This is a genomic window from Deinococcus multiflagellatus, from assembly GCF_020166415.1.
In the GTDB taxonomy this organism is placed as follows: Bacteria; Deinococcota; Deinococci; order Deinococcales; family Deinococcaceae; genus Deinococcus; species Deinococcus multiflagellatus.
This window is the reverse complement of record NZ_JAIQXV010000002.1, coordinates 213592-235556: the sequence shown is the minus strand read 5'-3', so window position 1 is coordinate 235556 and position 21965 is coordinate 213592. Positions and strand designations below refer to the sequence as shown.

At 70.1% G+C, this 21965-nt stretch carries 29 protein-coding genes and 1 riboswitch; of the genes, 14 read left to right on the top strand and 15 right to left on the bottom strand.

Annotated elements, in window-relative coordinates; all coding sequences use genetic code 11:
* Positions 1 to 276 precede the first annotated feature (276 nt).
* The 3 genes from K7W41_RS04140 to K7W41_RS04130 form a co-directional block, all read right to left on the bottom strand.
* A complete protein-coding gene (locus K7W41_RS04140) occupies positions 277 to 759 on the bottom strand; it encodes a hypothetical protein (RefSeq protein ID WP_224605005.1) in 483 nt (160 codons plus the stop codon).
* Between the two features lie 83 nt (positions 760 to 842).
* The gene (locus tag K7W41_RS04135) at positions 843 to 1313 is read right to left on the bottom strand and encodes a COG4315 family predicted lipoprotein (protein WP_224605004.1); all 471 of its coding nucleotides are present in this window, start codon (positions 1311 to 1313) and stop codon (positions 843 to 845) included.
* A complete protein-coding gene (locus K7W41_RS04130; RefSeq protein WP_224605003.1) occupies positions 1310 to 2095 on the bottom strand; it encodes a GGDEF domain-containing protein in 786 nt (261 codons plus the stop codon). Before K7W41_RS04130 ends, K7W41_RS04135 begins: the two co-directional genes overlap by 4 nt.
* 81 nt (positions 2096 to 2176) lie before the next feature.
* On the opposite strand from K7W41_RS04130, the gene ispF reads away from it, so the two are divergent.
* The 5 genes from ispF to K7W41_RS04105 all read left to right on the top strand — a co-directional run bounded on the left by ispF (position 2177) and on the right by K7W41_RS04105 (position 5693).
* Positions 2177 to 2656: a 2-C-methyl-D-erythritol 2,4-cyclodiphosphate synthase gene (gene ispF / locus K7W41_RS04125; protein ID WP_224605002.1), complete on the top strand. Its 480-nt coding sequence runs from the start codon at positions 2177 to 2179 to the stop codon at positions 2654 to 2656.
* On the top strand, positions 2653 to 3120 hold the full coding sequence (locus K7W41_RS04120; protein WP_224605001.1) for a tRNA (cytidine(34)-2'-O)-methyltransferase: 468 nt from the start codon (positions 2653 to 2655) through the stop codon (positions 3118 to 3120). The genes ispF and K7W41_RS04120 overlap by 4 nt, the downstream gene beginning before the upstream one ends.
* Positions 3121 to 3507: 387 nt before the next feature.
* Entirely contained in the window at positions 3508 to 3729 is a 222-nt protein-coding gene (locus K7W41_RS04115) for a hypothetical protein (RefSeq protein ID WP_224605000.1), read from the top strand.
* On the top strand, positions 3726 to 4289 hold the full coding sequence (locus K7W41_RS04110) for a DUF2087 domain-containing protein (RefSeq protein WP_224604998.1): 564 nt from the start codon (positions 3726 to 3728) through the stop codon (positions 4287 to 4289). The genes K7W41_RS04115 and K7W41_RS04110 overlap by 4 nt, the downstream gene beginning before the upstream one ends.
* Positions 4290 to 4439: 150 nt before the next feature.
* Positions 4440 to 5693, top strand: coding sequence for an aminopeptidase (locus tag K7W41_RS04105; RefSeq protein WP_224604996.1), 1254 nt, complete (start codon positions 4440 to 4442; stop codon positions 5691 to 5693).
* Positions 5694 to 6029: 336 nt separating this feature from the next.
* Here K7W41_RS04105 and K7W41_RS04100 read toward each other — a convergent pair whose 3' ends face one another.
* From K7W41_RS04100 to K7W41_RS04085, 4 genes are all read right to left on the bottom strand, one after another.
* A complete protein-coding gene (locus tag K7W41_RS04100) occupies positions 6030 to 6953 on the bottom strand; it encodes a ferritin-like domain-containing protein (protein ID WP_224604994.1) in 924 nt (307 codons plus the stop codon).
* A 167-nt stretch (positions 6954 to 7120) separates the two neighbouring features.
* A complete protein-coding gene (locus tag K7W41_RS04095; RefSeq protein WP_224604993.1) occupies positions 7121 to 7705 on the bottom strand; it encodes a MerR family transcriptional regulator in 585 nt (194 codons plus the stop codon).
* Positions 7702 to 7848 (bottom strand): hypothetical protein, encoded by a 147-nt coding sequence (locus K7W41_RS04090; RefSeq protein WP_224604992.1) that lies wholly within the window; start codon positions 7846 to 7848, stop codon positions 7702 to 7704. The genes K7W41_RS04095 and K7W41_RS04090 overlap by 4 nt, the downstream gene beginning before the upstream one ends.
* A gap of 141 nt (positions 7849 to 7989) precedes the next feature.
* A complete protein-coding gene (locus K7W41_RS04085) occupies positions 7990 to 8982 on the bottom strand; it encodes a malate dehydrogenase (RefSeq protein ID WP_224604991.1) in 993 nt (330 codons plus the stop codon).
* A 175-nt stretch (positions 8983 to 9157) separates the two neighbouring features.
* Between K7W41_RS04085 and K7W41_RS04080 the strand changes: the two genes are divergently transcribed.
* Entirely contained in the window at positions 9158 to 10234 is a 1077-nt protein-coding gene (locus K7W41_RS04080) for a GGDEF domain-containing protein (protein ID WP_224604990.1), read from the top strand.
* Between the two features lie 123 nt (positions 10235 to 10357).
* Here K7W41_RS04080 and K7W41_RS04075 read toward each other — a convergent pair whose 3' ends face one another.
* The 3 genes from K7W41_RS04075 to K7W41_RS04065 all read right to left on the bottom strand — a co-directional run bounded on the left by K7W41_RS04075 (position 10358) and on the right by K7W41_RS04065 (position 12753).
* The gene (locus tag K7W41_RS04075; protein ID WP_224604989.1) at positions 10358 to 11179 is read right to left on the bottom strand and encodes an enoyl-CoA hydratase/isomerase family protein; all 822 of its coding nucleotides are present in this window, start codon (positions 11177 to 11179) and stop codon (positions 10358 to 10360) included.
* A gap of 134 nt (positions 11180 to 11313) precedes the next feature.
* Complete coding sequence (locus K7W41_RS04070; protein WP_224604988.1) at positions 11314 to 11823, bottom strand: hypothetical protein; 510 nt, start codon at positions 11821 to 11823, stop codon at positions 11314 to 11316.
* Between the two features lie 138 nt (positions 11824 to 11961).
* Positions 11962 to 12753: a response regulator gene (locus K7W41_RS04065; protein ID WP_224604986.1), complete on the bottom strand. Its 792-nt coding sequence runs from the start codon at positions 12751 to 12753 to the stop codon at positions 11962 to 11964.
* Positions 12754 to 12869: 116 nt separating this feature from the next.
* On the opposite strand from K7W41_RS04065, the gene K7W41_RS04060 reads away from it, so the two are divergent.
* From K7W41_RS04060 to K7W41_RS04050, 3 genes are all read left to right on the top strand, one after another.
* Positions 12870 to 13388 (top strand): DinB family protein, encoded by a 519-nt coding sequence (locus K7W41_RS04060; RefSeq protein WP_224604984.1) that lies wholly within the window; start codon positions 12870 to 12872, stop codon positions 13386 to 13388.
* Positions 13385 to 14050: an HD domain-containing protein gene (locus K7W41_RS04055; RefSeq protein WP_224604980.1), complete on the top strand. Its 666-nt coding sequence runs from the start codon at positions 13385 to 13387 to the stop codon at positions 14048 to 14050. The genes K7W41_RS04060 and K7W41_RS04055 overlap by 4 nt, the downstream gene beginning before the upstream one ends.
* A gap of 96 nt (positions 14051 to 14146) precedes the next feature.
* Positions 14147 to 16381 (top strand): ATP-binding cassette domain-containing protein, encoded by a 2235-nt coding sequence (locus K7W41_RS04050; RefSeq protein WP_224604977.1) that lies wholly within the window; start codon positions 14147 to 14149, stop codon positions 16379 to 16381.
* 538 nt (positions 16382 to 16919) lie between these two features.
* Here K7W41_RS04050 and K7W41_RS04045 read toward each other — a convergent pair.
* From K7W41_RS04045 to K7W41_RS04035, 3 genes are all read right to left on the bottom strand, one after another.
* Positions 16920 to 17540, bottom strand: a complete 621-nt coding sequence (locus tag K7W41_RS04045; protein ID WP_224604975.1) for a histidine phosphatase family protein — start codon at positions 17538 to 17540, stop codon at positions 16920 to 16922.
* Positions 17537 to 17980 (bottom strand): acyl-CoA thioesterase, encoded by a 444-nt coding sequence (locus K7W41_RS04040; RefSeq protein WP_107138532.1) that lies wholly within the window; start codon positions 17978 to 17980, stop codon positions 17537 to 17539. The genes K7W41_RS04045 and K7W41_RS04040 overlap by 4 nt, the downstream gene beginning before the upstream one ends.
* A 166-nt stretch (positions 17981 to 18146) precedes the next feature.
* Positions 18147 to 18368: a hypothetical protein gene (locus K7W41_RS04035; RefSeq protein WP_224604972.1), complete on the bottom strand. Its 222-nt coding sequence runs from the start codon at positions 18366 to 18368 to the stop codon at positions 18147 to 18149.
* A 115-nt stretch (positions 18369 to 18483) separates the two neighbouring features.
* Between K7W41_RS04035 and K7W41_RS04030 the strand changes: the two genes are divergently transcribed.
* A complete protein-coding gene (locus K7W41_RS04030; RefSeq protein WP_224604969.1) occupies positions 18484 to 18684 on the top strand; it encodes a hypothetical protein in 201 nt (66 codons plus the stop codon).
* A gap of 58 nt (positions 18685 to 18742) precedes the next feature.
* Here the strand turns inward: K7W41_RS04030 and K7W41_RS04025 are convergent, their stop codons facing one another.
* Positions 18743 to 18916 (bottom strand): hypothetical protein, encoded by a 174-nt coding sequence (locus K7W41_RS04025; protein WP_224604966.1) that lies wholly within the window; start codon positions 18914 to 18916, stop codon positions 18743 to 18745.
* Positions 18917 to 19073: 157 nt separating this feature from the next.
* Between K7W41_RS04025 and K7W41_RS04020 the strand changes: the two genes are divergently transcribed.
* From K7W41_RS04020 to sugE, 4 genes are all read left to right on the top strand, one after another.
* The gene (locus K7W41_RS04020) at positions 19074 to 19229 is read left to right on the top strand and encodes a hypothetical protein (protein ID WP_224604964.1); all 156 of its coding nucleotides are present in this window, start codon (positions 19074 to 19076) and stop codon (positions 19227 to 19229) included.
* A gap of 74 nt (positions 19230 to 19303) precedes the next feature.
* Positions 19304 to 19801 carry a hypothetical protein gene (locus K7W41_RS04015; RefSeq protein WP_224604961.1) on the top strand — a complete coding sequence of 166 codons (498 nt, stop codon included), beginning with the start codon at positions 19304 to 19306 and terminating at the stop codon, positions 19799 to 19801.
* The gene (locus K7W41_RS04010; protein WP_224604956.1) at positions 19798 to 20340 is read left to right on the top strand and encodes a hypothetical protein; all 543 of its coding nucleotides are present in this window, start codon (positions 19798 to 19800) and stop codon (positions 20338 to 20340) included. The genes K7W41_RS04015 and K7W41_RS04010 overlap by 4 nt, the downstream gene beginning before the upstream one ends.
* A gap of 57 nt (positions 20341 to 20397) precedes the next feature.
* Positions 20398 to 20467: riboswitch (guanidine-III (ykkC-III) riboswitch) on the top strand.
* Positions 20468 to 20491: 24 nt separating this feature from the next.
* Positions 20492 to 20812 carry a quaternary ammonium compound efflux SMR transporter SugE gene (gene sugE / locus K7W41_RS04005; RefSeq protein ID WP_221089364.1) on the top strand — a complete coding sequence of 107 codons (321 nt, stop codon included), beginning with the start codon at positions 20492 to 20494 and terminating at the stop codon, positions 20810 to 20812.
* Positions 20813 to 20872: 60 nt separating this feature from the next.
* On the opposite strand, the gene K7W41_RS04000 is transcribed toward sugE, so the two are convergent.
* Positions 20873 to 21964, bottom strand: coding sequence for a quinone-dependent dihydroorotate dehydrogenase (locus tag K7W41_RS04000; RefSeq protein WP_224604953.1), 1092 nt, complete (start codon positions 21962 to 21964; stop codon positions 20873 to 20875).
* Position 21965 lies beyond the last annotated feature (1 nt).

The window sequence follows — 21965 nt, the reverse complement described above, 5'->3', positions numbered from 1 at the left end:
AGTCCGGTCGGAAACATTCCGCAACCCGTGACGGAATGTTTCGGAAGCCGTATGAGTCGTGGTTCAAGCTTCTTTCGAACATTGCGATGACGGGGCGGTCCGGACCCAGAACCGCTGGGTGCCAGAAAACGCAGTCGGCCAGCACCGCCGCAAAGCTTGAAACGCAGTTGGCACGTCAGGTTCCAAATCTCCGCATGGAAGTTGCCGGGCCTTCAGGGTCGCCTGCTCTTCCCTCGCGCGGTCAGTCTGACCCTGCCGGCGCAACTGGCGTGGGCTTCAGGGGCCCAGAAAAGGCCCTGGCAACACCACATCGCCGCCTTCCTGGGCGACCCCACCGGCGCCTGACCCACCGTCCGGCGGCGCCATACCCACCACGGCCGGCTGAAACATGGCGGGCTGCACGTCGCTGGCCGCGCTGGCCTTCTGGCCCTGCACGTAGTACAGCGGCCAGCCCCGGTAGAGCATCTGCACCCAGGGCCGCACCGGGTCGCCGGGGCGCTCCTGGCTGGTGATGTCCGGCTCCAGGGCGTCGGGGAGCTGTTCGGGGGGCAGCATGGGCATGGGCACGTACTGCAGCACAAACGCCCCGTTGTAGCGCGGCCAGTGGGGCGCAAACGGCACCTCGTACTGCTCCTCGTAGGCCTGGGCCAGCGGCGCGAACACGTACAGGGCCAGCGGCTCGCCCGCCTGGCTGACGGCGTACAGGCGCCCGTCAAAGGTGGTGAGGGCCAGAAAGTTCAGCGGACTTTGGGTGGACATGGGACCTCCTGGGGCGGTTCAGACGCTGGGCGGCCCCGCCCCTGGTGGGGCCCGGCCCAACGGGAACGCGGGCGGGGTCCCACTCAAGGGCCCTGCTGCTCGGCGCCTGGAAAGGGCAGCGGCAGCTGGGTGGCCGGCACGGGGGCAAACAGGTGGGCAGCGGCGCCCAGCGGCGCGCCCCCCGGCTGATCATAGGCGTACAGGTACAGCGGCCAGCCCTGGTAGGTGGCCTGGGGCCAGGGGCGCAGGCCGTGGAGGTCGCGGGCCTGCACGCCGGTCAATGGGGCGAGCGCAGCGGGGGCCGCGCAGGGACCGGGCAGCGGCACATAGGTGTAGACAAACAGCTTCAGGTGCTCGGGCCAGTCGGCGGCGTAGGGCACGCGCTCGCCGCACAGCACCGCCGTTTGCAGGGGCAGGAAGCGGTAGACCGGCAGCGCGCCGCGCCACGTGTCCACGTACAGGTGGTCGCCATGCACGCACAGCTGGCGCAGGTCGCCCGGGGGCCGGGCCCGGCGCGCCGCGGCGGGGCGCGCCCCCACGGCGGCCCCACTCAACGCGCCACCAACTGGGTGCGGCGCGAATCTGGCGGCGGACTCAGGCGCATGTGGCGCAGCAGGTGGGCCAGCTCGGCAGCCAGGCCCCCGCCTCCGGCGCGCTGACTGCGCTGCACGCGGCGCTCGGCGTGGGCCAGCAGTTCGGCCAGGGTGGTGCCGTCCTGCGGGGCGTGCGCCAGCCCGAACGAGAAGGTGGCCCGGCGCACCCCGAACGCCGCCAGGGACCCCGCAAAAGCGTCCTGCAGCGGGCTGAAATGCCCAGGCACCAGCAGGTGCGGCGAGCACAGCACGAACGCCCCCCCGCCCAGCCGGTAGGCCTGCGCCGGCCAGTGCCGGGCGGCGCGTTTCAGCAGTTCAGCCAGGGCGTGCAGCGCGGCGTCGCCCGCGGCGGGTCCGGCGCGGTGGTTCACCCGGGCCAGGCCGTCAATGTCCAGCAGCGCCAGGGTGACGGGGGCGCCCTGGTCGGCGTCCAGCAGCAGGGCGCGGCGGTCCGGCAGGCGGGTCAGAGGATCGGCGTGGTAGTCGTGCACGTCTTCAACCACGCCCAGGCGGTCGCCGCCGGGCAGGGTGCGCAGCAGCAGGCGGCAGATGCGCGCCTCGCCGTTCGGGGTGGACAGCCGGGTGTGGTGGGCGCCGTCGGGGCGGTCCAGCAGCGGCAGGGGCAGCGGGCCCAGGCCAAAGGCGCGCGTAAAGGCGCGGTTGAGCCGGGCCGGGTGGCCCGGGGTCCAGTGCACAGCCGGCAGCGGCAGGTGCTCGAACAAATCGTCATCCAGGTGCATCATTTTCGGCGTCTCCCCCTGTGGCCCGCAGCGTCGCGCAGGGCGCGTTACGGCAGCGTTAACGGCCGCGCTACACTCCGGGCCATGTCTGCGCTGCCCTACCGCATCGGCTACGGAGAAGACGCCCACCGGCTGGAAGCGGGCCGGACGCTGGTGCTGGGCGGCGTGCCCGTGCCGCACGCGCCCGCCGGCGCCGTGGCCCACAGCGACGGCGACGCGGCCCTGCACGCCCTGGCCGACGCCCTGCTGTCGGGGCTGGCACTGGGCGACATTGGGCAGTATTTCCCCGACACCGCCGCCGAGTGGCAGGGCCTGGATTCGGCCGTGATCCTGGCGCGCGCCCTGGAACTGGTGCGGGCACGCGGCTACCGCCCCGCCAACGCCGCGCTGGTGGTCACCCTGGACCGCCCCAAGCTGGGCCCCCTGCGCGCGGCGATGGCCCAGCGCATGGCCGAACTGCTGCAGCTGCCTGAAACCGAGATGGGCGTGAGCTTCAAGACCTCCGAGGGACTGGCCCCAGACCACGTCCAGGCGCGCGCCACCGTGCTGCTGGTGGCCGGGTGAGTGAGGGCGCCCCGCTGCTGCACATTGTCCTGTTCGAGCCGGAAAAGGCAGGGAATGTGGGCAACGTGGCCCGCACCTGCGCGGTGCTGGGCGCCGAACTGCACCTGATTCGCCCCTTTGGCTTTCACCTGCACGACCGCGAATTCCGCCGCGCAGTCATGGATTACCTGCAGGGCGTGACCCTGCACGAACACGCCAGCTGGACGGCCTTTCAGGGCGCCCTGCCCCCGGGGGCGCGGGTGTTTGCCTTCAGCACCCACGCCACGAACCTGCATACCCGCGCGGGCTTCCTGCGCGGCGATTACCTGCTGTTCGGCCCCGAATCGCGCGGCCTGCCGGCATGGCTGCGTGACGCCCTGCCCCGGGTGAAACTGCCCCAGCCCGGCGGCGGACGCAGCCTGAACCTCTCGGTGGCAGTGGGGGTGGCGGCCTTTGAGGCTGGCCGACAGATCGAGGGCTGGTAAGAGGGCAGCAGAACAAGGGACGACCTCTGGTGGGCAGGAGAGCCCAGCTGAGGCAGTCAGAGCCAGTGAGGACGGCCTTTTCGAGGCTTGAAGGGCTGGGGGAACGCCGCCCTTCCCCGTTTTCATACGGCCTGCACAGGACTGGCTTCTCTCGTGATCGCTTGCCGTCTTGCCCTCTCCCCTGGTGGGAGAGGGAAGGAGGAGCGGAGCGACGGAAGGGTGAGGGGGCCACCGCGTGGCTCGGACGGGTGCGCAATCCATTGAGTTCCGTATCAGGGGTCGCGCTTCACCCCACCGCCGTGAATGCCCCTGAGCCCTTCCCCACTAAGCCATTCCCCGCATTTCGAACATCTTCGAATCGTCCACAATGATTCGAGGAGGATCGAAATGAGCCAGGAGAAGATGAATGAGGTGTTTCAGCGCATCGTGCAGGGCCTGCAGACCAACGCTGAGCGCGATGTGCGGCTGGCACGCGCGGCGGGCGACGGGGCGGCCACAGCCAAGGCCCAGGCGCGACTGGACACCCTGAACGCCACACTGGAGATCTACGCCGCCGCGCATCTGGTGGCCCACGGCGCCCGGCCCTGGCCCCGCCCGGGGCAGCCATGAGCGCCGATCTGGCTGCCCGCGCGGCCCTGTTCCGGGCGCTGGGGCACCCCGCCCGCCTGGGCTTGCTGCGCCTGATCTGGACCCAGGAGGCCAGCGGCGACGCCCTGGCCCGCCTGATGCATCTGGCGCCCGCCACGGTCAGCCACCACCTCGCGCAACTGGCCGAGGCCGGGCTGATCGCCACACGTCAGGACGGCCACCACCGCCTGCACCGCGCTCAGGCAGCGGCCCTGAACCTCAACCTGGGCGACGTGGTGCGCGGCGCCGCCCTGCCCCCCCAGAGCGCCGACCCCTACCGTGACCGCGTGCTGCGGGCCTTTTTGAAAGACGGCCGCCTGAGCACCCTGCCCGCGCAGCGCAAAAAGCGCGACGTGATTCTGCACGAACTGGCCGGGCTGTTCGAGCCGGGCCGCCGCTACCCCGAGCGCGAGGTCAACGCCGTGCTGGGCGAGGTGTATGGCGACGTGTTCACCCTACGCCGCGAGATGGTGGGGCTGGGCGTGCTGGCGCGCGAGGCCGGGGTGTACTGGCGCCCGGCCCTGGACGACCCGCCCCAGTGAGCCGGGCCCCGCTGAGTCGCTCGCAGTTGATCTTTAGATCAACCGAGCAAAGCGAGAAGCGAAAAAAGGGCCTTGCACCGGGAATGGAAACGTTTCGGTGCTTTTCTGAAACGTTGGAATGGGAGGGGCAAGGCCCTTAGAGTGGGCAGCATGACCCAGACTGCGCCTTCCTTTGACACCCTGCTGGCCCGCTACGCCGAGTTGCTGGTGCACACCGGGGTCAACCTGCAGCCCGGCGGCAAGGTGCGGGTGACCGCCCCCGTGGAGGCCACCGCCCTGGCCCGGCTGGTGGCGCGCGCCGCCTACCGCGCGGGTGCGGCCGACGTGCGCGTGGCCTACGACGACCCCCACCTCGCCCTGGCCCTGTTCGAGGAGGGCCGCGATGAGGCCGTGGCCTTTATCCCCGAATGGGCGGCGCGCGAGCGTGAGGCGATGGTGGAAGACGGCTACGCCTCCATTGCCATTGTGGGCGAGGACCCCGCGCTGCTGGCGGGTGTGGACCCTGCCCGCATTGCCACCCGCAGCCGCCTGATGGCCCAGGCCATGCGCCGGGTCAGTGAGGCCACGGGCGCCTTTCAGGTGAACTGGACGGTGGCGGCCATGGCCACCCCCGCCTGGGCGGCGCGCGTATACCCGGACCTACCCCTGCAGGACGCCGTGGCGCGGCTGTGGCAGGACATTTTCACGGTCACGCGCGCCGATCTGCCCGACCCGGTGGCCGCCTGGGCCGAGCACACAGGTCGCCTGGAACGCCTGACCGACTTTCTGAACCGCCAGCAGTACGCCGCCCTGCACCTGACAAGCGAGCTGGGCACGGACCTGACGGTGGGCCTGGCCGAGAACCACGTGTGGCAGGGCGGCGCCGAAACCGCCCAGAACGGCATTCGCGCCGTGCCCAACCTGCCCACCGACGAGGTGTTCACGGCCCCGCACCGGGAGCGCGTGGACGGCTGGGCGGTGGCCAGCAAGCCGCTGAGCGCCCGGGGCCAGCTCATTGAAGGCATCCGGGTGCGCTTTGAAGCCGGGCGCGTGGCCGAGTTCAGCGCCGAGAGCGGCGAAGCCACCCTGCGCCAGCTGATCGAGACCGACGAAGGCGCCGCGCGCCTGGGCGAGGTGGCCCTGGTGCCCGCCTCGGCGCCGGTGGCGCGCACTGGGGCGCTGTTCTACAACACCCTGTTCGATGAAAACGCCGCCAGCCACATTGCCCTGGGCCGCTGCTACCCCACCAACGTGCAGGGCGGCACGGATGCGGGCACCCTGCGCGCGGCGGGCGGCAACGCCGAGAGCCTGATTCACGTGGACTGGATGATCGGCACGCCGCAGACCGATGTAGACGGCGTGACCAAGGACGGCGGGCGCGTGCCTCTGATGCGCGCGGGCGAATGGGTCGTGTCCCTGGATTGAGGGCCTGAAAGCAGGTGGTGCGAGGAGAAGTGGCCGTCATAGCCACTTCCCCTCGCCCACTGCGGCTTTGCACGGATGCCAGCTGCTCCGCCTGCAACGCAGCAAGGCACCGATTCGTAGACTCCACGCCCGAAACCCGTCTCACACTCTCGCGCGACTCGGATGAAATCGCCGTTGCCAGCGGTTCAAACTGAGCAGCGGCGGCCCGTTTCACCCTGGGCACAGCAGATCGTCCCTCAAGGCCGCAGCCCCTGCTGTGTTTTGCGGACACCCGCTTCGTTGACCCCAGAGCCGCCCTGGGTTTTCCCCGCAGCGGCTCTGGGCTCTGAGGGTGTCTTACAGGGCCAGAATGGCGCTGAAATTGCCGCTGAGGCCTTCGGGGAAGAAGCCGCCCTTGGCCGCGTTCGGGGCCAGGAACACGATGTTGCCCACCTGCCGGGGCGTGCGGCTGTACGCAATGCCGTTGGTGTCGGCCAGGACGATATTGGCCGCGCCCTTTTCTACGATGCCCTGGTCCAGGTCCAGCGGCCCGTCCACGCTGTCGCGCAGGTTGCTGATCGCCTGCACCACGTCCGCCACCTTCAGGGTGGGGGTCACGTCGGTGTTGCGCTGCTGGTGCAGCAGGGTGCGGATCATGCCGGCGTGGTAGGCCTCGACGGCCAGAATGCCCGCCGCGTTTTCCAGGTTGCCGCCCGCGCCCGCATCGGTCAGCAGGCGCGCGGCGCCCTTGTAGGCGCTGACGCCCACATCCTCGAAAATAAAGGCGCCGTGCAGGAAAAACAGGTCGTTGGCAAAGGGGTTAAAGCCAGTGATGGCCCCGCCCGAGGCCGCCGCACCCGCCGCCGCAAAGGCCGGGCCCAGGTCCAGCGTGGGCTGCGAAACAGCGCCCACGCCCAGCACCTTGCGGATCACGCGTACGTGGGCCAGTTCGTCGCTGGCGATCTCGTTGGCGTAGTCGCGTACGTCGCCGGAAGCGAACTTCACGCCGTCGCCATTTCGGCCCGTGAAGCCGGCGGGCAGAATCACCTTTCTGCTGTTGCCGCCCGCCGCGTCCAGCTCCTGCAGGCGCCCGGTGGCCGCCAGATAGAACGCCGCTTCCAGGTATTCCAGGTTCAGGGCGAAGTTGAAGATGGTGGCGTCCAGGTTGGCGCGGGGCTGGCCCATGCCCATCGCGGGCGCGCAGCCGGCCAGCAGCCCTGTGGCGGCGGTGGCCCCGGCCACCCCCAGGAATTTGCGGCGATCAAAGCGGGTTTCGTTCATGGTCTGTCCTCCGGGACGCAGGGAAGTCGGCGTGTGCCGGCAACAGGGGGCCCGCGCCACACGCGCTGGGCGGCGGCTGGTGCTGTTGCGTCTCCACCCAGCCTGTATGCGTCCGGGGGACCGAGCGGATCATGGGGAAACCAAGCGTGAAGGCGGAATGAAGACTGTTAGGCGGCCGGGGTATCGCCCGGCGGCTGGGCCAGCGCGGCGGCCAGGGCGCGGGCCTGTTCCAGTTGCCGCGTCAGGGTGGCCTGCTTTGCTTCCAGGCCCGCAATGGCCGCCTGCACGCGGGCCAGGACGGTGGCTTTGAGTTGGGCCAGCTGCTCTGGATCCGGGTGCTCCTCAACGCGGTGCAGGGTAATGGTCAGTTCGCCCTGCGCGGCCATGCCCAGCAGCTGCTGTCCCTGCAAGAAGGCGCGCACCTCCTCCAGCGTGAGCCCCAACGCCTGCCACTGCTGCACACCTCGCAATTCCGCCACGTTCGGCAGCAGAAAGCGGAACTTGCCGTTCACGCGCATGGGGTGCAGCAGGTCCTCGCGCAGCAGGTGGCGCACGGTGGTGGTGGGCTGCCCCATCAGGGCGGCAAAGCGGCCAATGCCCACCCCGCGAGGATCGAACAGGGCCTCAAAGACGTCCGGGCCTCCGCACATCACCACCAGCTGTTTGCGCTGCTCGGCGGGCATGGTGCCTATCAGGGCTTCGCGCAGGCCCTGAACGCCCGCACGGAACTCGGCCACACTCACGTCCTTCACGCCAGCCGCCGAACCGTCAGGGTGATTTCCCAGCGGGGCAGGCGCAGCGCGGGCCACCTCAGCCGCGTCCAGCGGGCCCGGCGCGCCTCCTCGTGGCGAGCGGCCAATGTTTCCGTCCAGTCCTGCCCAGTCCGTGCATTCATGGTGAACCTCCTGCCTCCCAGCATGGAACGTGCAGTGAACTGCATGTCAAGCGGGGGACCTGGGGGCAGATGGCCCGTAGCAAAAGGCAGATGGCAGACAGCCACCCGGGCCATCTGCCATCCGCCATGTGCCTTCTGCGCTTACTTCACCAGGCCCAGTTTGCGCACTTCGTCGCGCTCTTCTTCCAGTTCCCTGGCGGTGGCGTCCATCTTGCCCCGGCTGAACTCGCTGACCTCTAGGCCCTGCACGATTTCGTACTGACCGTTCTTGCAGGTCACGGGGAAGCCGTAGATCAGGCCCTCGGGCACGCCGTAGCTGCCGTCGCTGGGAATGCCCATGCTGACCCACTCGCCCTCGGGGGTGCCCAGCGCCCAGTCGCGCATGTGGTCAATGGCCGCGCTGGCCGCAGAAGCGGCGCTGCTCAGGCCACGGGCCTCGATGATGGCGGCGCCGCGCTTGGCGACGGTCGAGATATAGCTGTTCTCGTACCAGTCGCGGTCCACCTGATCCAGAGCGGGCTGACCGTTCACAGTGGCCGCCGAGAGGTCGGGGTACTGGGTGGAGGAGTGGTTGCCCCAGATGGTGAGGTTCTTGATGGCGCTCACCGGCTGCCCGGTCTTTTCGGCCAGCTGGGAGATGGCGCGGTTGTGGTCCAGGCGCACCATGGCCGTGAACTGCTTCGGGTTCAGGTCCGGGGCGTTCTGCTGGGCAATCAGGGCGTTGGTGTTGGCGGGGTTGCCCACCACCAGCACCTTCACGTCCCGGCTGGCCACGGCGTTCAGGGCCTCGCCCTGGGGCTTGAAGATGCCGCCGTTGGCGCCCAGCAGGTCGCCGCGCTCCATGCCGGCCTTGCGGGGCATGGCGCCCACCAGCAGGGCGTAATCGGCGTCCTTAAAGGCCACCATGGGGTCGTCGCTGGTCACGATGTCGGCCAGCAGGGGGAAAGCGCAGTCGCGCAGTTCCATCACGACGCCCTGCAGCGCCTTGAGGGCCGGGGTGATTTCCAGCAGCTGCAGAATGACGGGCTGGTCCTTGCCCAGCATGTCGCCCGCCGCAATGCGGAACAGGAGGCTGTAGCCGATCTGGCCAGCGGCGCCGGTCACAGCGACACGGACGGGTGGTTTGGTGGTCATGGTCATGGGTGGTCCCTCCAGTGGAATGGTTTTTCGGCTCACAATAACGCGCGTCGGCATGAAAGAGCGGGGGCGTTCCCCAGGCGGGGACAGGGGGCCGCGCGCCGCCCACCCGGCCTTGACCTCTGTGCGCGCGAGGCTTCTGTCAGGAAGGGCGCCCTACCGTCGGGGCACCATGCTGCCGCTGCCTGCCCTGCCCGAGCCCACCGCGCACGAACAGCAGTTCCGGCGTCAGGCGCTGATGGCGGTGGTGGCCGTGTCGCTGGCCACCTCGGCCTTTGGCCTGATGGTGGCCTATCCGCTGAACTGGGGCCCCAGTGTGGCGACCGGGCTGGCGCTGCTGACGGTCAAGAACGTGCTGTTTTTGCTGTGGCTGCAGGTGTTTCCACGCCACTACGTGCTGGTGGGGGCGCTGCATCTGGCGATTCTGGCCGTCACCGGCGTCGCCAAATTTGCGCACGCGGTGCTGGTCGAGGAGATGGTGAGGGGCCTGGGCAGCTATTCCTACTGGCTGCCGCTGACCTACGTGGTGGCCTTTCTGGTGTTTCCGGCGCGGGTGGCCACCGGGGTCTCGGTGGCGATCTTCGCCGCGCTGGCGACCATTTTTGGCCTGTGGCTGTCGGGGGGGCAGGCGCTGGCCGACAGCCAGCAGGCGAACTCGGCGCTGCTGGTGCAGGTGCTGCTCTCGCACGTCACCTTCATCAGCTTTTTCGTGCTGTTCGGGCTGCTGCAGCGCCGCTACGTGGGGGCCCTGGCCGCCGCCCAGAGCGAGGCGCGCGCCGGCTACCTGGACGCCCTGACCGGGGTGGCCAACCGGCGCCAGCTGTCGCTGTGGCTGGGCGGACACCTGCAGCGCGAGGCCCGCGAGCCCCTGAGCGTGGTGCTCTTTGACCTGGACCGCTTCAAGCAGATCAACGACACCCACGGCCACGACTACGGCGACGAGGTGCTGCGGCGCACGGCGGCGGCCGTGACCGGGGCCCTGCGCCGGGGCACCCTGTTTGGCCGCTGGGGCGGCGAGGAGTTTCTGGTGATCCTGCCGGGTGCGGCGGCGGCCGAAGCGCAGGGTGTGGCCGAACGCATCCGCGCGGCCGTGGCAGACGTGCCCTATGACCGGGTGCTGCAGGTCACGGTCAGCTTGGGGGTGGCGCAGGCCCTGCCCGGCGAGCGCCTGGAAAGCCTGCTGAAACGGGCCGATGACGCCTTGTACGCGGCCAAGCATGCCGGCCGCAATCAGGTCAAGGCGGCATAAGCGGCCGTAGGTTCCTCAGAGCGGACCCCAGAGCCACCCCGGGTATTTACCCTTAATGGCTCTGGGGCGAACACGCAATTGGGGGGCGGCTTTTTGGCCCCAGGGTGGAACCGGCCGCTTCTGTCAGATCGGCGCGTCGTCCTGAAACTTGGGCGCGCGCTTCTCGCGCAGGCTGGCCAGACCCTCGTGCACGTCGGGGCCGGTAAAGCCCAGGAATTCCAGAGCGAGGCTGGCGTCGAAGGTCGGGCCCATAGCGCGCAGCCAGTTGTTCAGCGCGTACTTGGTCCAGCGCACGGCGGTGGGGCTGCCTTCCGCCAGTCGCCGCGCCACCGCCCAGGCTCGGTCCAGCAGGTCGTCGTCGGGCACGCACAGGCTGACCAGCCCAATGCGCTCGGCTTCCTCGCCGCTGACGCTTTCGCCGGTCATCAACAGGTATTTGGCCTTGTTTAGCCCGCACAGCAGCGGCCAGATAATGGCGGCGTGGTCCCCAGCCGCCACCCCCAGCCGCACATGGCCGTCCAGCAGCCGGGCACTGCGGGCCGCAATACTCACGTCGGCCAGCAGCGCCACCGCCAGCCCGGCGCCCACGCAGGGACCGTGAATGGCGCTCACCACAGGCTTGCCGCAGTTGATCACGTTGTACACGAGGTCGCGCGCTTCTTTCCACACCCGGGCCAGCGCGGTGAAGTCCCCGGCCATCTCTTCAATCAGGGTAAAGTCGCCCCCGGACGAAAACCCCCGCCCCTCGCCGCGAATCAGCACGCAGCGCACGCCGGCCGCGTCGTCAATGTCGCGCCACACGGTGGTCAGGGCGCGGTGGGCTCGGGCGTCCACCGAGTTCAGGGTTTTTTCGCTCTGGATGACAATTTCCAGAATGCCGCCGTCGTGCAGGGTCAGGGTCAGGCCGGGGTAGGCCCCCGGCGCCGTCAGCTGGTCAAGGTTCACCCTGGCAGGGTACGGCACCCGGGCCCCACCTGGCGCCGGATCAGCGCGATGAGGGAACGGGGTGGATGGAACCGGAGAGGGGCCGAGTTCTGCAGGGCGACGCGGACTGCCCAGCGCCTTTTCCGCTTCCCCGTTTACTCCGAAGCTGGCAGCACCAGCGACGGGCGGGCTTCCAGGGCCACACTGCCCACCGTATCGAGCCGCTCCAGCACTGCTTCAAAGGTCCAGTCGCGCGCCCACAGCCGCTTGAGGGCCTGCAGCGCCGCGGTGCCGGGCGGGGTCCAGGCCGCGACCTCGCCCGTGGTCTCGCCAGGGCGGCGCACCTGCACCGTCGGGGGCAGCCCCGCGCGGGCCAGCGCCCGGTAAAAGCTCTGCACCGCGTCGTCCATCAGGTAGCTGGTGCGAATCAGGGCATGCGCCTGCTCGGCGAGGGGTTCCAGGGCGTCCTCGTCAATGCGCGCGGGCCGGATGGGTGCGAACAGGCGGCGCAGTTGCTCGGGCAGGTTGCCGCCCCGGTAAAAGGCTTCTTCAAACTCAGCGGGCACCAGCAGGCCCGGCACGCCCTGCCCGGCCAGGACCACAGTCTCGGCCGCCACGTCCGGGGGCGCGGGGCGCAGGCGGGCCAGTTCGGCCAGGGTCAGCATGGGGGCACTGTAGCGCGGCCCCAGGGGCCTTTACAGCGGCGGCCCAGTCCACGCTGGGGCCAGAGCGGCCCAACTCCGCCCTGCCTTTGCCCCAGAACGGTGGCCGAGCCGTCTCCTTCACCCCTCTGAAGGCCGCTGTCAGTTCAGGCGCTGGCGCAACCACGCCTTGACGCTGCTGGCGGTGGGGGTGTCGCGCACCAGAATCGCGCTCAGGCCACCCGGCACCGGGCAGAGCACCAGCACCTGCTCCTGAAACTCCACCTGCACCGCCCGCAGCGGCCCCGGCTGCGCCAGATGCGGCGAGAGGGTGCGGGCCCCGTTGAACAGAAAGCGCACGTAGGCAAGGATTTCCGCGCTGACGCTGGTGGTCGCGCCCAGCAGGGCGCCGCGCCCGTCCAGCACCGCCGCCGCGCTGACCCCGGGCAGCACGCCCAGACCGGCCAGCAGGCTGCTGGCGTCCTCGGCCAGTTTCAGGCGCTCGGCCGCTTCGTCCACCGCCGGGGGCGCGGCGGGCGCGGGGGCGGGCGCCGCAGGCGGCTGGTCCGCCTGAAACGCTTCGCTGCCCAGCCAGCCCTTCAGGGTGGGCAGCAGCCGCTCGGCGCGCAGGGGCTTACGCAGCACCTCGCACACCCCCAGGGCCTTGGCCTGGGCGCGCAGTTCCTCCTCCACCACGCCGGTCATGAACAGCACCGGCAGCCTGGGGTGGCGGCGGCGCAGCTGCTCGGCCAGTTCGATGCCGCTCATGCCGGGCATGCGCACATCGGTCAGCACCAGGGCCGTGTCGGGGGTCACGCTGTCCAGCGCCGCGCGCCCACTGTCGGCCAGGGTCACGGGCAGGTGGGGTTGCAGCATGGCGCTCATGGTCTGCAGCAGCCCCGGGCTGTCATCCACGATCAGGATTGAGGGGGGCCGGGCAGCGGCGGCAGTCATGCCCCCAGCGTAGGCAGCGGGCCGTCACCCGCCACTTACGCCGAGCTGACGCGGCGTGAGCTTTCTCACCTCTTCTCATGAACTGGCCGCCCCCGTCTGGGGGCATACTGCGGGGCATGACGGACCCCGCGCGGCAGTTTCCGCTTGGCCCCATCCCCGAACCCGACCGAACCTGGGCAGGGCTGCAGGCCACGCGCACGCGGCTGGCACAGGCCACAGCCGAGTGGCACACCCTGCTGGCGGGGCGCCCGGCCGCCGAACTGGCCCGCACCTACCGCCCCGGCGGCTGGACCGTGCACCAGCTGGCCCACCATGTGGCCGACGCCCACCTGCACGGCCTGAACCGCTTCAAGGCTGGCCTGACCACCCCGGACTACGTGATTCAGCCCTTTGACCAGGACGCGTGGCTGACCCTCCCCGACGCGGCGCTGCCCGTGGCCGACGCCCTGGCGCTGCTGGACGCCGTCAACGGGCGCTGGCTGGCGCTGCTGGCCGGCGTGGACCCCGCCCACCTGAGCCGCCGGGTCCTGCACCCCGCCGAGGGCGAGCAGGACCTGTGGCGCCTGATCGCCAAACACGACTGGCACCTGCGCCATCACCTCGCCCACGCGCGGCTGGCGCTGGAGAGCGCTTGACCTCGCCCCTGGCCCCGCTGCTGGCCCACGATCCCCGGCTGCTTGCCGTGTGGCGCTGGGTGCAGGCCCACATGCGCGCCGACGCCGCCCACGACGAGGGGCACCTGGCGCGGGTGGCGCGCTGGACCATGCGCTGCGCCCCTGCCCAGCCGGCGGTGCTGGCGGTGGCGGCGGCCCTCACCCACGATGTCGTGAACCTGCCCAAGAATCACCCGGAGCGCGCCCAGGCCAGCGAACGCAGCGCCCAGGAGGTACGCGGGCACCTGCCGGAGCTGGGCTTTACCGCCTTTGAGACCGAAGAGGTGGCCCTGGCCGTGCGCGACCACAGCTTTTCACGCGGGGCCGTGCCCCAGACGGCCCTGGGCGCCGCGCTGCAGGACGCCGACCGTCTGGACGCCCTGGGCGCACTGGGCGTGCTGAGGGTGGCGGGCGTGGGGGGCCAACTGGGCCGCGCCCTGCTGCACCCCGAAGACCCCTGGGCCCAGGCCCGCGAGCCCGACGACCTGACCTACACCGTGGACCACTTCTTTACCAAGCTGCTGCGGCTGGACGGCACCTTCCGCACCCTGCCGGGGCAGGCCGAGGCCCGGCGCCGCACCCTGACCATGCGCGCGTTCCTGGCCGAACTGGCGAGTGAACTGGAAGTGGCGCCGCCGGAGTGAAGCCCAAGGCCGCCAGGATGATGAAGACTCACTTAAGGCTCACCGTGGGGCATGTTCACATCTGGCTCAGAGACGCTGGAGGCAGGAGGGCAACCCATGAGCGACAGGGCCTTTATTGAAGTGCGTGGCGCGCGCGAACACAACCTCAAGAACATCTCGGTGGACATCCCCAAGCACCGCGTGACGGTGTTTACCGGCGTCTCGGGCTCGGGCAAATCATCGCTGGTGTTCGACACCGTCGCCGCCGAGGCGCAGCGTCAACTGAACGAGACCTTCACCGCCTTTGTGCAGGGCTTCCTGCCGCACTACGGGCAGCCGGACGTGGACCGGGTGAGCCACCTGAACGCCCCGGTTATCATCAACCAGAAGCGGGTGGGGGGCGGGTCGCGTTCCACCGTGGGCACCTACACCGATATCGCCGCGCCGCTGCGGCTGCTGTTTTCCCGCGTGGGGCAGCCGGCGGCGGGCCCGGCCTTTGCCTTTTCCTTCAACACCCCCCAGGGCATGTGCCCGGAATGCGAGGGCATTGGCCGCACCACGCAGCTGGAACTGGGCCGGCTGCTGGACCGCACGACGTCTCTGAACGGCGGCGCGATTCTGCACCCGGACTACCAGCCCGGCAAGTGGTTGTGGAAGACCTATGCCCTCAGCGGCCTCTTTGACAACGACAAACCCCTGGACGCCTACAGCGAGCGCGAGTGGCACGACCTGCTGCAAGGCCAGGACCTGAAGGTGTCGTTGGGCGAGATCAACATGACCTACGAGGGCCTCGTGCCCCGTTTCCAGCGCATGTACCTCAGCCGGGACGCCGCGAGCATGTCAGACCGGGGGCGGGCCGTGCTGGAGCGCTTTACCACCTCGGCCGTGTGCCCGGTGTGCCACGGGGCGCGGCTGAATGCCGCCGCGCTGGCCTGCCGCATTCAGGACCGCAACATCGCGGAACTCTCGGACCTGGAAGCCACGGACCTGCTGGCCTTTGTGCAGGGCCTGGGCGATCCGGGGGCCGCCCGGGTGGCCGCCCACCTGGCCGAGCGGCTCTCGCACCTGATCGGCATTGGCCTGGGCTACCTGAGCCTGGGGCGCGAGACGGCCAGCCTGTCGGGCGGCGAAAGCCAGCGCCTGAAACTGGTGCGCCACCTGGGCAACAGCCTCACCGACATGCTGTACGTGCTGGACGAACCCAGCGTGGGCCTGCACCCACGCGACGTCTCCCGCCTGACGGGGCTGCTGGCCCAGCTGCGCGACAAGGGCAACACCGTGCTGGTGGTGGAACACGACCCCGACGTGATTCGCGTGGCCGACCATGTCGTGGACCTGGGGCCGGGCGCGGGCGTGCACGGGGGAGAGGTGGTGTTTCAGGGCACCGCCGCCGAACTGGAGCAGGCCCCCACCCTGACGGGGCGGCACCTCGCGCAGCAACTGCCGCTGAAGGCCGAGGTCAGAACGCCGCGCGGCTGGCTGCCGGTGGAAGGCGCGCGGCAGCACAACCTTAAGAACGTCTCGGTGGCCTTTCCCACAGGGGTTTTCACAGTGGTCACGGGCGTGGCGGGTTCCGGCAAAAGCACCCTGATTCATGACGTGTTCCTGCCCCAGCATCCAGACGCCGTGGTCATTGACCAGTCGCGGGTGACGGCGAACAGCCGCTCGGCGCCGGCCACCTACACCGGCATCATGGACCCCATCCGCAAAGCATTTGCGCGGGCCAGCGGCCAGAACGCGTCCCTGTTCAGTTTCAACTCCGAGGGCAGCTGCCCCCACTGCAGCGGCCTGGGCGTGGTGTACACCGACCTCGCGTTCATGGAGGGCATTACTTCGGTGTGCGAGGTCTGCGAGGGCCAGCGCTTCCGCCCGGAGGTGCTGCGCCACACCCTGCGCGGCCAGACCATCAGCGGCGTGCTGAACATGACCGCCGAAGCCGCCCTGGCCTTCTTCACCGAAAAGCCCATCCGCGCGGTGCTGCAGGCCATGAACGATGTGGGCCTGGGCTACCTGACGCTGGGCCAGCCGCTGAGCACGGTCTCGGGCGGTGAGGGCCAGCGCCTGAAACTCGCCACGGAACTGCACAAGAAGGGCAGCGTGTACGTGATGGACGAACCCACGACGGGGCTGCACCTCTCGGACATTGGCCTGCTGCTGAACATCGTGGACCGGCTGGTGGACGGGGGCAACACGGTCATTCTGATTGAGCACCAGCTGGACGTGATTCGGCAGGCGGACTGGCTGGTGGACCTGGGGCCGGAGGGGGGCCGGGCGGGGGGGGAGGTGCTGTACAGCGGGCCGCCGAAGGGGCTGCTGGGGTGTGAGCGGTCGGTGACGAGGCGGTTTTTGTAGGGGTTTGGGCGGGTTTCTCAACTGCTGGCCCCACCCCCCAGCCCCCTACCCCAGACTCGCAGAGCTGCGTAGCAGAGGGGAGACGACTTCGCCGCGCAGGGCGGCCTGCGCGTTGCCGCTGGTTCGACTCACGCGCCTGTAACCTGGTGACAGGGGGAGCAATGTTGGCACTGGGCAAGAGTTTTTACTGGTGTTGGCTATAGTTGCTCGACCAATTGACGTGTCCGGCTTCGACGCCATCCTTCGCCCCAGCGCAATGGCCCGCGCGCTGCGCGCCCAAGAGCGAGTGAGCCTACGTCACCGAATCAAGATGAGCGAGGGGCCGCCCCCGAGCGGGTGGGGCTACATTCGACGGCCTCGTCTGGACCTGGGCGGTACGGGGGCAAGGTGTCTTGGTGCGGCCCAGCAGGTTCTACTTTTAGGGCTTTGCTCCCCTCTCCCACCCGGGGAGAGGGGCTGGGGGTGAGGGGGCGTGTGACCCACACTCCCGCCCCCATCTTTTCCCACTTCCTACTCCCCACTTCCCACCCCGCGCCTCTCACTCCAGATGCGCGTGGTCGTTGTAGCTCAGCAGGGTCCAGCGGCCGTCCACACGGGTCAGGGTGGTCAGGCCGGTGTGGGACAGCTGGTAGGGAAAGGGCAGCACATAGCCGGGCTGCGGCGGGGCAGGCCAGCCGAACAGGTCGCACAGCAGGGCGCGGATGGCGGCGCCGTGGGAAAAGGCGATGATGCGTCCACTGGGCAGGGCGTCGGCCCAGTTGCGCATGCGGGCGGCCACCTCTTTCAGGCTCTCGCCGCCAGGGGCCGGCAGGCGCCAGGGGTCGCGCTGCCACTCGGTGTAGCGGGGGTCGTGCAGCACGTCGTCGGTGGTCACGGCCTCAAAGTCACCAAACAGCAGTTCGCGCAGGCGCACGTCCAGAATCATGGGGGCGCCGGGCAGCGCCAGTTCGGCGGTGCGCGCCGCGCGGCTCAGGTCGCTGCTGTGCACCTCGTCGTAGGGGCGCCCCGCCAGCCGGGCGCGCAGGCTCAGGGCCTGGGCCTCGCCCGCCTCGCCCAGCGGGGTGTCGGTCCAGCCCTGCCAGCGCCCGGCACCGTTCCAGTCGGTCCGCGCGTGGCGCACCAGGGTCAGGTGCAGCAGGGGCGAGAGGGGGTCGGTCATGGGCGGGCGTCCGGGTCGGGCTGGGCGCTGCGGGTGTCCTGGCCCTCGGGCAGCGGGGGCACCGGGCGGGGCTTGCCCTGGTCATCCAGCGCCACGAACACGAAAAAGCCGGTGGTCGCCAGCTCTTGATCCCCGCTGGCCATGTGTTCGCGGTACACATCCACCCGAATGGTCATGGAGGTGCGGCCCACGCGCACCACCTGGGCGTCCAAGGCCACGGCGTCGGCCACGCGAATGGGCACATGGAAATCCACGCCGTCCATGCGGGCGGTGACCACGTTGCCGCCGGCGTGGCGCACGGCCGCAATGCTGGCCGCCTTGTCCATCAGGGACAGCACCCAGCCCCCAAAGGCGGTGCCGTGGTAGTTCGTGTCTTTGGGAAACACCAGTTCCAGCATGCGCGCGCGGCTGCGCGGCGCCTTTTTCGGATTCTCGTCCATGTCGCTTCTCCCTTGCTCCGCTGACGGCCTGGGGCCTGATCAGGCGCGTTCGTGAGTGTACAAGGGTCAAGTATGACCAGCGTCCCGTGCGGGAGATAGGCCCAGGGGCTCTTTGCCTCCCCGCTTTTGCGAAAGGTTTGGCCGGCCCTCTGCAGGGGCGCCGCCTTTACTCGGTGCCGCGCAACAGTTCGTACAGCTCCTGTTCCTCATTCAGCGTGAAGCTGCCCGGCAGGCCCGCCTGGGCCAGAAAGGCCGCCGCCACACCAATGGCCCGCTCTGAAGCGCTTTCGGGGTCCAGCGGCGCGGCCTGCGTGCGCAACTGGCCGTATTCCAGACGGGCAAAATACATCGCGGTGGCCACGGCCAGGCGTTCCAGAGAAGCGGTCATTCCTTACCCTAACAGGGCCAGGGGCCGCGCCCGGCCGCACTTGCCTGCCGCAAGGTCCGTCCCCGCCTTGACCCCCCTCTCACCGCTGCGCCATACAGGCGCGGCACGCTGGGGCATGACCCAGAATCCGAACGACCCCAGCATGGGCACCGACCTCACCGAGGGGCAGGCCACCGACCTGAACGCCAGGGACGGCCGGGGCGCCCGCCAGGAACCCGGCGCCCAGATGGACGACGCCGAGGCCGCCCAGGGCGTGAAAAGCGACGCCGAGGGCGAACGCCCCGGTCTTGATCCGGCCAAAAAGGGCCCCAGCTGAAGCCAGAACCACAGGAAGCCCCACCGACCTGAACAGCGTCGGTGGGGCTTTTCGCGGCTCAGCTGTGGCCGGGGTCGCTGTCGTCGCTGGGGCGGCCGTGGGTGTCCGGTTCCGTGGGGGCGGGCGAGGTGGGCTGGGGCGCGTTCTGTCCGGCACCGGGCGGGTTCGGGTGCTGGCTGGGGCGGTCAGCATCGCTGACGGGGGTCTGGGCGCCGGGGTTCGGGTCAGTCATGGAGCCTCCTGCCCGCAGCATGGCGCGGGCCCATTTGAGGGCGCCCCGGCCACGCTCAAGGGGTCTTGGCCTTTGGGCGGGGAACGCCCCGGCCGGGCGCCGCGTACCCGGCGGCATGGTTCGTGTTTCCCGACGTGTGACGCTGGCGGCCGGTGTAATGACGGTCGTGCTGGGGGCGGCCCTGGCCCGGCCGGTGCAGACTGCGTTGGCCACCTCCTCGCCAGTTGGCGCCTGCCCGGTCGCTGGCCGCGCACCCATGCCCATCGCCTGTGTTCCCAACCTGCACCCGGACTGGACCCCCCAGCGGCCCTAGGCACCCCCCTGGCCCGGCGCCGCTGCATCTTTGGGCGGATGCGCGCCCCGGGCTGGGCTTCTTAGGCTGCCCACATGCTCAGCGAGGAGGATCGCCGCCGCATTGAAGCGGAGGAACTGGCCGCCCTGCAGGTGGGCGAGGCCGCGCAGCAGCGCGCGCAGCGCCGACTGGCCGAGGCCGCCTACCGCCGCGAGGTGCGCGCCGCCCTGCGCCCGCGCCCGGTGTGGTGGCCGCTGCGCTGGGCCCTGCCCTTCGTGCCAGTGGTGGCCCTGGCGGTGTGGCTGGCGCTGCGCCCGGCCAGTCCCCCGCCGGGCACAGACGTCGCGGGCGGCATCAGCGCCGCTGGGCTGCTCACGCGTTGCCGCGCGCCCCTGGCCGCCGCGCTGGGGCTGGGGCCAGAAACCCTGCGCCTGCCCCCGGCCACCGAAGCCGCCACGCAGATGGCCGCCGGTCCGGACGGCCGCACCTGGAATGGGCGGGTGCCGGGCCCGGACGGCGCGCCCGTGGATCTGGTCTGCACGTACACCGCCGCTGACGACAGCGTAAGCGTAACGGTGCTGGAGGAACCATGAATCGTCTGCTGCGCTCCCTGCTGCTGCTTCCGCTGCTGGTCCTGCCCGCCGAGGCGCTGGGCAACCCGCCCGTGCCGGTGCCGCGCGAAAAGGTCACCCTCCGCTGCACCGACAGCTATTTCGGGGCCAGCCGCGACAACTTCCTGCTGGCCGACGAAACCTACCCCACCTGCACCCTGCGCCTGCCGCTGGCCCTGAAACAGCGCTGGCCGGGGGCCCGCACCTTTTTCCTGATTCCGCGCGTGTCGGCCACGCTGTACGCCAAAGACGCCAAAGGCCAGGGCCAGTGGCTGCCGCTGGCCCCGCTGGTAAACCCCGGCCCCGATCCCCTGCACCGCGCCGTCAGTGCCGCCGGGTACGAAGCGGTTGAACTGAGTGCCAGGCTGGGCAAACTCACCGACGCAGCGGGCGAGCGCACCCCGGATACGGTCAGCGCCGGGGGCAAGCTGACGGTGTGCGCCGCGCCCGTGCCCCGGAACGCGGCCCCCTGCACCACCTTCGACATCGCGGCCCGCTTCAAGGTCTACCGCCGGGGCTAGGCCGGCCGCCTTTACATCCCTCTCCCCTCCTGCTTACAGAGGGCCCCTATACTGCCCTCAGTCGCCCCATCAGGGCCGATTCCGGACGAGAGCACCGCCGTACCCGGTCACGACAAGACGGCGCAGGGCACAGTGGAGGTGTCTGTTCGTCATGGCATGGATCTTGTTGGTGATTGCAGGTCTGCTGGAAGTTGGCTGGGCCATTGGCCTCAAATACACCGAGGGCTTTACCCGCCCCCTGCCCACCGCGCTGACCCTGCTGAGCATGGTGGCCAGCATGGGCCTGCTGGGGCTGGCCACCAAAACGCTGCCCATTGGCACGGCGTACGGCGTGTGGGTGGGCATTGGGGCGGTGGGCGCGGCCATCCTGGGGATCGTGCTCTTTCAGGAACCCGCCACCGCGCCGCGCCTGCTGTTCATGGCACTGATGGTGGTGGCGATTGTGGGCCTCAAGGCAACCAGCGGGCATTAGGGGTGATGGTTGAGAGGTGATGGTTGATGGAAAAAGCTGTTCTCCATCAACCATCAACTTTTAACCCGTTACGTCGACCCCCACCGCTTCATCTACGCCCCGCAACCCATCGCGGCGCAGCAGCGCGGCCAGGCCGGCGTTCAGCTCGCGGACCAGCCCGGGGCCTTTGTAGATCAGGGCGGAATAGACCTCAACGAGGCTGGCGCCCGCGCGAATCTTGTCGTAGGCGTCCTGGGCGGTGAAGATGCCGCCCACGCCCACGATGGGCACCCGGCCCCCGGTCAGGCGGTAGGCCTCACGGACCAGGGCCGTGGACCGCGCGGTCAGCGGGCGCCCGCTGAGGCCGCCGGCCTCGTGCTGGGCGGAGTGGGTCAGGCCGCCCCGGGCCAGGGTGGTGTTGCTGATGATCAGCCCGGCCGCCCCCGCGCCCACCACCGCCGCTACACTGGCCTCGAAATCGGCGGGGTGCAGGTCCGGGGCCAGCTTCACCAGCACCGGGGGGCGGCGCAGGGCGCGCACCCGGCCTGCCTCAACCTCGTCCAGCACGGCGCGCACCAGGGCGGCCAGCTCACCCGCGGCCTGTAGGGCGCGCAGGCCGGGCGTGTTCGGGCTGCTGACATTCACCACGAAGGCGTCGGCCACGTCCTGCAGCGCGGCCACGCAGCGGCGGTAGTCCTGTGCAGCGGCCTCGTTGGGGGTGGCCTTGTTCTTGCCGATGTTCACCCACACGGGCGCGGGGCGCTGCCGCAGGGCGGCCAGGCGGGCATGCAGCGCCGCCGCGCCGCCGTTGTTAAAACCCATGCGGTTGATGAGCGCCTCGTCGGGCGGCAGGCGGAACAGGCGGGGGCGGTCGTTGCCCGGCTGCGGCTGGGGCGTGACCGTTCCGACCTCCAGAAACCCGAAGCCCAGCGCACTGAAGGCGGGCACCGCCACGCCGTTCTTGTCCAGCCCCGCTGCCAGTCCCACGGGCGAGGCGAAGGTTTGCCCCCACAGGGTCTGGCCCAGCGCCTGCCCGCCCGGGACGGTCAGGGTGCGGACGGCGCGTGGCCACAGCGGCACCCTGGAGGCTGCCTCCAGGCCACCCAGGGTGAGGTGGTGGGCATCTTCGGCGTCCAGGCGAAACAGCAGCGGTTTGATCAGCGAGCGGTACACG

What these genes read in the sequence shown, in the direction of transcription:
- sugE (WP_221089364.1), top strand. Translation starts at nt 20,492, where the DNA reads ATGGCATGGATCTTGTTGGTGATTGCAGGTCTGCTGGAAGTTGGCTGG.
- K7W41_RS04115 (WP_224605000.1), top strand. Translation starts at nt 3,508, where the DNA reads ATGAGCCAGGAGAAGATGAATGAGGTGTTTCAGCGCATCGTGCAGGGC.
- K7W41_RS04060 (WP_224604984.1), top strand. Translation starts at nt 12,870, where the DNA reads ATGACGGACCCCGCGCGGCAGTTTCCGCTTGGCCCCATCCCCGAACCC.
- K7W41_RS04140 (WP_224605005.1), bottom strand. Translation starts at nt 759, where the DNA reads ATGTCCACCCAAAGTCCGCTGAACTTTCTGGCCCTCACCACCTTTGAC.
- K7W41_RS04105 (WP_224604996.1), top strand. Translation starts at nt 4,440, where the DNA reads ATGACCCAGACTGCGCCTTCCTTTGACACCCTGCTGGCCCGCTACGCC.
- K7W41_RS04030 (WP_224604969.1), top strand. Translation starts at nt 18,484, where the DNA reads ATGACCCAGAATCCGAACGACCCCAGCATGGGCACCGACCTCACCGAG.
- K7W41_RS04050 (WP_224604977.1), top strand. Translation starts at nt 14,147, where the DNA reads ATGAGCGACAGGGCCTTTATTGAAGTGCGTGGCGCGCGCGAACACAAC.
- K7W41_RS04080 (WP_224604990.1), top strand. Translation starts at nt 9,158, where the DNA reads ATGCTGCCGCTGCCTGCCCTGCCCGAGCCCACCGCGCACGAACAGCAG.
- K7W41_RS04110 (WP_224604998.1), top strand. Translation starts at nt 3,726, where the DNA reads ATGAGCGCCGATCTGGCTGCCCGCGCGGCCCTGTTCCGGGCGCTGGGG.
- K7W41_RS04090 (WP_224604992.1), bottom strand. Translation starts at nt 7,848, where the DNA reads ATGAATGCACGGACTGGGCAGGACTGGACGGAAACATTGGCCGCTCGC.
- K7W41_RS04130 (WP_224605003.1), bottom strand. Translation starts at nt 2,095, where the DNA reads ATGATGCACCTGGATGACGATTTGTTCGAGCACCTGCCGCTGCCGGCT.
- K7W41_RS04035 (WP_224604972.1), bottom strand. Translation starts at nt 18,368, where the DNA reads ATGACCGCTTCTCTGGAACGCCTGGCCGTGGCCACCGCGATGTATTTT.
- K7W41_RS04100 (WP_224604994.1), bottom strand. Translation starts at nt 6,953, where the DNA reads ATGAACGAAACCCGCTTTGATCGCCGCAAATTCCTGGGGGTGGCCGGG.
- K7W41_RS04085 (WP_224604991.1), bottom strand. Translation starts at nt 8,982, where the DNA reads ATGACCACCAAACCACCCGTCCGTGTCGCTGTGACCGGCGCCGCTGGC.
- ispF (WP_224605002.1), top strand. Translation starts at nt 2,177, where the DNA reads ATGTCTGCGCTGCCCTACCGCATCGGCTACGGAGAAGACGCCCACCGG.
- K7W41_RS04070 (WP_224604988.1), bottom strand. Translation starts at nt 11,823, where the DNA reads ATGCTGACCCTGGCCGAACTGGCCCGCCTGCGCCCCGCGCCCCCGGAC.
- K7W41_RS04010 (WP_224604956.1), top strand. Translation starts at nt 19,798, where the DNA reads ATGAATCGTCTGCTGCGCTCCCTGCTGCTGCTTCCGCTGCTGGTCCTG.
- K7W41_RS04040 (WP_107138532.1), bottom strand. Translation starts at nt 17,980, where the DNA reads ATGGACGAGAATCCGAAAAAGGCGCCGCGCAGCCGCGCGCGCATGCTG.
- K7W41_RS04045 (WP_224604975.1), bottom strand. Translation starts at nt 17,540, where the DNA reads ATGACCGACCCCCTCTCGCCCCTGCTGCACCTGACCCTGGTGCGCCAC.
- K7W41_RS04065 (WP_224604986.1), bottom strand. Translation starts at nt 12,753, where the DNA reads ATGACTGCCGCCGCTGCCCGGCCCCCCTCAATCCTGATCGTGGATGAC.
- K7W41_RS04025 (WP_224604966.1), bottom strand. Translation starts at nt 18,916, where the DNA reads ATGACTGACCCGAACCCCGGCGCCCAGACCCCCGTCAGCGATGCTGAC.
- K7W41_RS04020 (WP_224604964.1), top strand. Translation starts at nt 19,074, where the DNA reads ATGACGGTCGTGCTGGGGGCGGCCCTGGCCCGGCCGGTGCAGACTGCG.
- K7W41_RS04015 (WP_224604961.1), top strand. Translation starts at nt 19,304, where the DNA reads ATGCTCAGCGAGGAGGATCGCCGCCGCATTGAAGCGGAGGAACTGGCC.